The 6,213-nt window shown below is 30.9% G+C and carries 15 protein-coding genes; 12 read left to right on the top strand and 3 right to left on the bottom strand.

All coding sequences use genetic code 11. The features are described 5' to 3' along the window. Positions 1-31 precede the first annotated feature (31 nt). Together CLPU_RS11110 and CLPU_RS11115 are read right to left on the bottom strand one after the other, a co-directional pair. A complete protein-coding gene (locus tag CLPU_RS11110) occupies positions 32-346 on the bottom strand; it encodes a hypothetical protein (RefSeq protein ID WP_050355734.1) in 315 nt (104 codons plus the stop codon). Between the two features lie 38 nt (positions 347-384). Then, positions 385-795, bottom strand: coding sequence for a helix-turn-helix domain-containing protein (locus CLPU_RS11115; RefSeq protein ID WP_050355735.1), 411 nt, complete (start codon positions 793-795; stop codon positions 385-387). Positions 796-972: 177 nt separating this feature from the next. Between CLPU_RS11115 and CLPU_RS11120 the strand changes: the two genes are divergently transcribed. Continuing rightward, entirely contained in the window at positions 973-1,194 is a 222-nt protein-coding gene (locus CLPU_RS11120) for a helix-turn-helix transcriptional regulator (protein WP_050355736.1), read from the top strand. Positions 1,195-1,373: 179 nt separating this feature from the next. On the opposite strand, the gene CLPU_RS11125 is transcribed toward CLPU_RS11120, so the two are convergent. Continuing rightward, a complete protein-coding gene (locus CLPU_RS11125) occupies positions 1,374-1,691 on the bottom strand; it encodes a hypothetical protein (RefSeq protein ID WP_050355737.1) in 318 nt (105 codons plus the stop codon). Positions 1,692-1,761: 70 nt separating this feature from the next. On the opposite strand from CLPU_RS11125, the gene CLPU_RS17260 reads away from it, so the two are divergent. From CLPU_RS17260 to CLPU_RS11165, 11 genes are all read left to right on the top strand, one after another. Next, the gene (locus tag CLPU_RS17260) at positions 1,762-1,902 is read left to right on the top strand and encodes a hypothetical protein (RefSeq protein ID WP_157857724.1); all 141 of its coding nucleotides are present in this window, start codon (positions 1,762-1,764) and stop codon (positions 1,900-1,902) included. Continuing rightward, positions 1,892-2,368 carry a helix-turn-helix domain-containing protein gene (locus tag CLPU_RS11130; protein ID WP_050355738.1) on the top strand — a complete coding sequence of 159 codons (477 nt, stop codon included), beginning with the start codon at positions 1,892-1,894 and terminating at the stop codon, positions 2,366-2,368. Before CLPU_RS17260 ends, CLPU_RS11130 begins: the two co-directional genes overlap by 11 nt. 60 nt (positions 2,369-2,428) lie before the next feature. Beyond that, complete coding sequence (locus CLPU_RS11135; protein WP_050355739.1) at positions 2,429-2,680, top strand: hypothetical protein; 252 nt, start codon at positions 2,429-2,431, stop codon at positions 2,678-2,680. A 13-nt stretch (positions 2,681-2,693) separates the two neighbouring features. Then, positions 2,694-2,816: a hypothetical protein gene (locus CLPU_RS18035; RefSeq protein WP_268760468.1), complete on the top strand. Its 123-nt coding sequence runs from the start codon at positions 2,694-2,696 to the stop codon at positions 2,814-2,816. Positions 2,817-2,861: 45 nt separating this feature from the next. After that, complete coding sequence (locus CLPU_RS17265; protein WP_157857725.1) at positions 2,862-3,038, top strand: hypothetical protein; 177 nt, start codon at positions 2,862-2,864, stop codon at positions 3,036-3,038. Beyond that, on the top strand, positions 3,039-3,281 hold the full coding sequence (locus CLPU_RS11140) for a hypothetical protein (RefSeq protein WP_050355740.1): 243 nt from the start codon (positions 3,039-3,041) through the stop codon (positions 3,279-3,281). A 2-nt stretch (positions 3,282-3,283) separates the two neighbouring features. Further along, positions 3,284-3,478, top strand: a complete 195-nt coding sequence (locus CLPU_RS11145; RefSeq protein WP_050355741.1) for a hypothetical protein — start codon at positions 3,284-3,286, stop codon at positions 3,476-3,478. Position 3,479: 1 nt separating this feature from the next. Continuing rightward, positions 3,480-4,088: an ERF family protein gene (locus CLPU_RS11150; protein WP_050355742.1), complete on the top strand. Its 609-nt coding sequence runs from the start codon at positions 3,480-3,482 to the stop codon at positions 4,086-4,088. A 132-nt stretch (positions 4,089-4,220) separates the two neighbouring features. Further along, a complete protein-coding gene (locus CLPU_RS11155) occupies positions 4,221-4,460 on the top strand; it encodes a hypothetical protein (RefSeq protein ID WP_050355743.1) in 240 nt (79 codons plus the stop codon). Between the two features lie 28 nt (positions 4,461-4,488). After that, positions 4,489-5,364 (top strand): helix-turn-helix domain-containing protein, encoded by an 876-nt coding sequence (locus CLPU_RS11160; RefSeq protein WP_050355744.1) that lies wholly within the window; start codon positions 4,489-4,491, stop codon positions 5,362-5,364. Then, positions 5,300-6,145 carry an ATP-binding protein gene (locus tag CLPU_RS11165; protein ID WP_235436163.1) on the top strand — a complete coding sequence of 282 codons (846 nt, stop codon included), beginning with the start codon at positions 5,300-5,302 and terminating at the stop codon, positions 6,143-6,145. The genes CLPU_RS11160 and CLPU_RS11165 overlap by 65 nt, the downstream gene beginning before the upstream one ends. Positions 6,146-6,213 lie beyond the last annotated feature (68 nt).

Below are 6,213 nucleotides of genomic sequence, written 5' to 3' on the forward strand. Positions count from 1 at the left end.
TCCCCTGATGAAAAAGAGAATAAATAAAAAACTATTCTTTAAATTTACTCTCTTTGGTAAGCTTTATGATTCTAGTATCATTGTAAGCAGTTTTAATTGTAAGGTTATTTATGTCTATTTGGATATTGTCTAATTTATCATCTATAGCATTTAACTTATCATTGACTAGCTCACGATTATCATATAAGCTTCTTACTTTATCTGAGATTTCATCTTCTATTTTAGCTTCAAGTTTAACCATAGCTTTTCTATTTTCTTGTATTTCACTTTTTAACTCTTTTTTAGTTTCTTGTAGTTCAAAGTAAATTTTTTCTAGTAAGCTATACGCTTTTTCTTCATTGTTCATATCAGAAACCTCCAATATATTGATCTCTATCTTTTTTATTATTCTTCCTCATCTTCCATCTCATCAAATTGTTGTTGAATAAACTCCCAAGTTTTTAATAACTGTTTAATTTTCTTTTTTGGTGCTGACTTAAGATCGTGGAATAAGATACTTATTTCTGGATCAGATTTTATTTTTTCAAGGAGCTCAAGTTCTTCTTGAGTAAAGTCATCCTCATGAGTATTTCTAACATCTGATTTTCCTAATAAAAAGTCAACTGTGATATTAAAATAATCTGCAAAATCACTTAATGCATTTATCTCGGGTATTCGCTTATCATTTTCATATTGAGATACAGCTGATTTTGTGAAACTGTAGTGATATTTTTCATTAAACTCTTTTATAAGTTCTTCTTGGTTTAATCCTTTCTCCATTCTCAACATTTTAAATCTTTCTCCAAACGTGGCCACAGTTAACACCTCCATAACTATATAATAGTAAAAATTAACGGTATTATAAACAAAATTAACAATAACGATAACAAAATATAAAAAAACTTCAAAAAAACTATTGACAGTTTCGTTTGTGTTATATATAATACAATTAAACAAGTTAACACAAACAAAACTCAATAGGCAGGTGATAATATGAACCCAAGAATGAAGTTGAAGGCTGTAAGAGTTGAAAATGGTGATACTCAAGAGGATGCAGCTAAGATAATAAATGTTTCTAAGGAAACTTACAACCAAAAAGAACTGGGAAAAAGAGACTTTACTCTGACAGAAGCTGTAAAGCTAGCAAAATATTATAAGAAAACTTTAGACCAACTTTTTTTTGATAATTCAGTTAACACAAACAAAACAGCCTAACTAGATTATCACATAAATCTAGAGTCAAAAAAAGTGGTAAATCTTGGACAAGTTAGAAGGGGGTGAAGACGTGAGAAATCTAATTGAAATTGTTAAAGAAGTAATTAAAGAAAACTGGAAGTATTATGTTTTGTTTGTGCTAGGTTTTCTCACATCAACTTATTTGATGAGATATTTATCTAAGTAAGCAAGTAGTGTAATGCAATACCTGATATGAATCCAAGTAAGTAACTGAATATAAGCTTTATATATTCTCTGCGTTGATCTAATTTATCCGTATCTACTAATGCTTTACCAGATTGAGTTATGTGATACTCGCGAGAATGGAAATCTGTTTGAATTATAGATGCTGATATGTAGCCTAAGCTTTCAAGAGTTTGAATAGCTATCACAGTTTGCTCAAAGTTTTTATTAAATAAAATAAAAGCATCTAAACCTTTAAATTTTTCATATTTTCTAAATTTACTTAATAATTTTCTAGAATCTTTATCTAACAAAGTATCATCATCCTTCCTATGAAAATTTTACCATAGGGGATGAGGGAAAGGAAGGGGAGAGAAAAAAGATATGAGACTAAGGATAGTTTGCAAAGCTAAATACTTAAGCATTTTATTAAGGAAACTGATTAATGAATTAGGGGAAGATTTTAAAGTTATTGATCTTAACTCTATTATATCTGGCAAAGGGGTGAAAGTGAATGTCGTATAGAGACATAATGATATATAAAATCGCAAGAGAAAAGTCAGGGTTAACTCAAGAAGAAGTCATAGAAAGACTGGCGGAATTAAATATTAAATTAAGTACAAGACAACTTAGCAGATATGAGAACGAAGAATTAATTCCTACGAGTTACTTAGTATCTAGGTTGATGAAGATATACAATGCTGAATGGCTTGGGTATATGCACTTACAGTTAAAAGATGATGTAGGCAGAATATTACTTCCTCCTGTAAGCTTTGAAGATTTAGGAATAACAGTTTTAAAATTTCAAAAGGAGTATGGAGACATAAAAGAAATAGAACAGCTAATGATCAAAATGGCTTGTGACAACAAAATAGATGATACCGAACGTCAAGAATGGGATCAGAAGGTTAAGAAAGAAGTTAGAGAATTAGTAAGCGCATCATTGGCAGTTGTGTACAGAGAAGAAGAAAATTCTTTAGAAGTAGTTTAATCGTGTCATAGGACATTCTAACAGCGACATAAGGTTTATTAAGAAAGGGGAGATATTGTAATGGAAAAGCACAAACCACTCAAAACGAAAATCCCACTGGAAGGGAATATAGTTAAGGATTACATGTTGGGCAATACAAGGATTGTAATATGTGACAGTGCATATATAAACAGAACTCAAGAAGATATAGAACAAACTCTTAGGAACATAGCAAATATAGGAAGAAGAGCGTTTTTAAAACAATGTGAGGAAGAACCTATAGAAGAGGTTTATAAAAGATGGGGTGTAGAATATCCAAATGAAGAAAACTAAAGGAGCTGTTTGTATGAAAACAATAACAGGAAAAGAATTGATGGTTTACTACTGTGGAAAAGTAAAAGATTTACCTGTGTTTGGAAAAGAAAAAAGTTCCTTAGCGGCAACTAAGGAACTCGAGAAAAACATTTAAAAATTATTATTACGAATATTATACCACATGTGAGGTGTAAATGAAATGAAAAATACTAAATTAGATAAACGTGATAAGGCAGTTATAAATACGTATAGAAGCTATATAAAACATTGGCAAACAGAAGAACAAGAGCTATTAAGTAGACTTAAACAAGTGAGAAAAGATATTAAAGATTATAACAAATATATTGATGAAATTTTAGGTGAGGAGGCAGTTTAAATGCATAGAGAACTTCAAGAGACATTAGAAAGAATAGAGTTGGCTATAGATATTATAAACGACATAGAAGGCAGAGAATGCCTAACGGATGATGATTACTATGAGACTATAGAACCTTCTAGAGAAAACATGTACAAGCTTAAGAGAACGTTAGAAACTAAGCTAGAAAGATTGGAAACAGATATATATACGGTTAAAGAAACTAAAGAAGATTATATGAGAAAGATAGCGGTTGGGTATTAGAAATGAATTTAGTAAGAGAGTGGACAAATAAGCTTAAAGACGTAGAACAGATAATATGTGATTACAATAAAATTCTTGAAAATAATGAGCTTACACATGAAATGAAGATATTTTGCTATCGCAAGATAGAAAGTAAAACTAAGTATAAAAGACTTATAGAAACAACCATAAACACTCTTAAAGAAAGCGAGGGATAATATGGCAGATAAAAATTTATATCAAAAGATAGTTGAAATCAGAGAAGTAGCAGGTAGTTTTGCTAAAGATGCTCAGGGTTTTGGATACTCTTATGTTTCTGGAAATCAAGTTTTAAGCAAAATAAAAGATAAAATGAACGAGTTGAACTTATTGCTTATACCTTCTACAAAAGTAGGCGAACATCATACGCATTCATATAAGACATCTAAAGGGAAAGATTCACTTGATTTTGTTGTTAAAGGAGAAATGTCTTACACATGGATAAACGGAGATGATCCCAAAGAACAGTATACGGTAGAATGGGCCTATTATGGCCAACAAGATGATATATCAAAAGCATATGGAAGTGCATTAACTTACAGTGAAAGATATTTTTTACTTAAGTGTTTAGGACTACCTACAGACGAAGATGATCCGGACGGAAGAGGTGTTTCAAACGCTAATAACGCAAATAGTAGCAAAACTACATCTAGTAACGTTACTAGAAGTAATAATTCTAGCTACTCCTGTTCAATATGCAATGTAAGTATAAATCAAGCGGTGAATACCTTTAGTATGAATAAGTACGGAAAACCACTATGTAGAGATTGTCAGAAAAAACAAGGTTAAAAGGTAGGTGTAAATATGTTTTATAGTTATGAAAAATACCTAGAACAGTGCTATCACTTAGACGAAGAGCCTTTATCACAACAAGATTGGACAAGTTTTAAGGAACAGAATTATGACTAAGGAGGATTAACGATGATAAGTGTATCTGAAAATGCATTAATTATAGGAATAAATAACTCAATAGAGACTTTAACAGAAGAACAATCAATTGAGCTATTAAATAAACTTAGTAAAGCAGTGTATAAAGGACCAAGTTACAGTGAACTTACAAACGAACTTGCAGCATACAAGATTAGAGCTAAATTATTGGAGCAAGAAAATAAGCGATTAAAGTTAGGTTTGATATCAGAAGAAAGATGCCTGAGTTATTGAACTTAGGCATCTAATAAAGGGTGATTATATGGCGGACTACTTAAAAAGTGAAATAGAGGATGTTAAAAAGAAGGGGTTTGGAATAATACCTAAACTAGTTATGACGGATGAAAGACTAAGTATAGAAGCTAAAGCAATATATAGTTACATGGCAAGTTATGCAGGAGCAGGAGACACAGCGTTCCCAGGAATCACAAAAATGATAAAGGATTTAAATATAAGTGAAAAAAGATTCTATAGTCATAGAAAAAAATTAGTAGAGCTAGGGTACTTAACTATAACTAAAACTAGAGAGGGAAACAGAAGAGGGAACAATATATATACATTAAATCAAATAGTTAAATCTGAACACAGTCAAAATGACAGCATTGAAGAATCTGAACACAGTCGTTTTGAAAGTGTTCAAAATGAAAGTGTACGAAATGAAAGTGTTCAAAATGAAAGTGTTCAAAACGACGGTACTAATAGTAACAGTATTAATAATAACAGTATTAATAATAACAGTATTAATAATAACAGTATTATAAAAACAACAACTACTACTAAAGAAAAAGAAAATTGTAGTAGTAGCTCTAAAAATAAAGATTTAGAAACTAATAAAAATCTTGCTGTAATTGCAAAAGAATTTGAACAAAGTGGATTCGGAACTATTAACTTAACTGTAAAAGAATTACTAGAAGAGTTATTAAAAAATTACTCCGTGGAATGGATAGTACAAGCTTTTAAAATAGCTGTTAAGAAGAATAAAAGACGGTTGGACTATGTAGAAGGAATACTTGAAAATTGGTTACGTGATGGTGGAATGAAATTAAGTTCAGAGAAAAAAGGAGCTGATAATAATGGAGGCAGTAGCACGAACACTGAACAATGTGATCCATATGAGGGAATCGGAATTACACTCTGATGATATTTGTCCCAACTGTAAAACTAGGACAAGTATGATAATAGAATTTTTAGGAGAAAAAAGAAGAGTTCCAGTAATGTGTAAATGCAGAAGTGAAGAGTATGAGAAAGAAAAAGAAAGAGAAAAGCAATTAGAAAAACAAAGACGACTTGAAAGGCTTAGAAATTACTCATTGATGGATAGAGACTTTGAAAAGTGTAATTTTGAAAACTTTATAGTAGATGAAAATAATAGAAAATTACATCATTTAGCACAAGCATATTGCAATCAGTGGCATGAGATGAAAAAAGAAAGTATGGGATTTTTATTCTGGGGAAGTCCTGGAACAGGAAAAAGTTACTTAAGCTTCTGTATAGCTAATAAACTATTAGAACAACTAACGCCAGTAATAGCAATAAGCACTATAGCCCTAATAAATAAAATATATGAGAGTTATGGAAAGTATGGAGAAGAAGGGGAAGTACAAATAATAAATGCTCTTAATAATGCAGATTTACTAGTATTAGATGATTTAGGAGCGGAACATGAAAGTAAATCAGGAAAGGAAAAACAGATAATCTACTCTATAATTGACGGAAGAATTAGAAATAAAAAGCCAATGATAATTACAACAAACTTAACTCTAAATCAACTTAAACAAAAGCTTACAGGAAGTGATGGAGTTACTAGATCATATGATCGATTAGTTGCCATGTGTACTCCTATTCAAGTACAAGGACAGTCTAGAAGAGTTCAAGAGGCTAAAAGAAAGCAAGAAATAGTAGCTAGATTATTGCAATAAGTGCGGAGAAGCTACGGTTAAGGCTAAATATAGAGGTCGGAAGATAAATTTATGTACGAGTTGTGCAA

This window comes from Gottschalkia purinilytica, assembly GCF_001190785.1.
GTDB classification, from domain to species: Bacteria; Bacillota; Clostridia; order Tissierellales; family Gottschalkiaceae; genus Gottschalkia_A; species Gottschalkia_A purinilytica.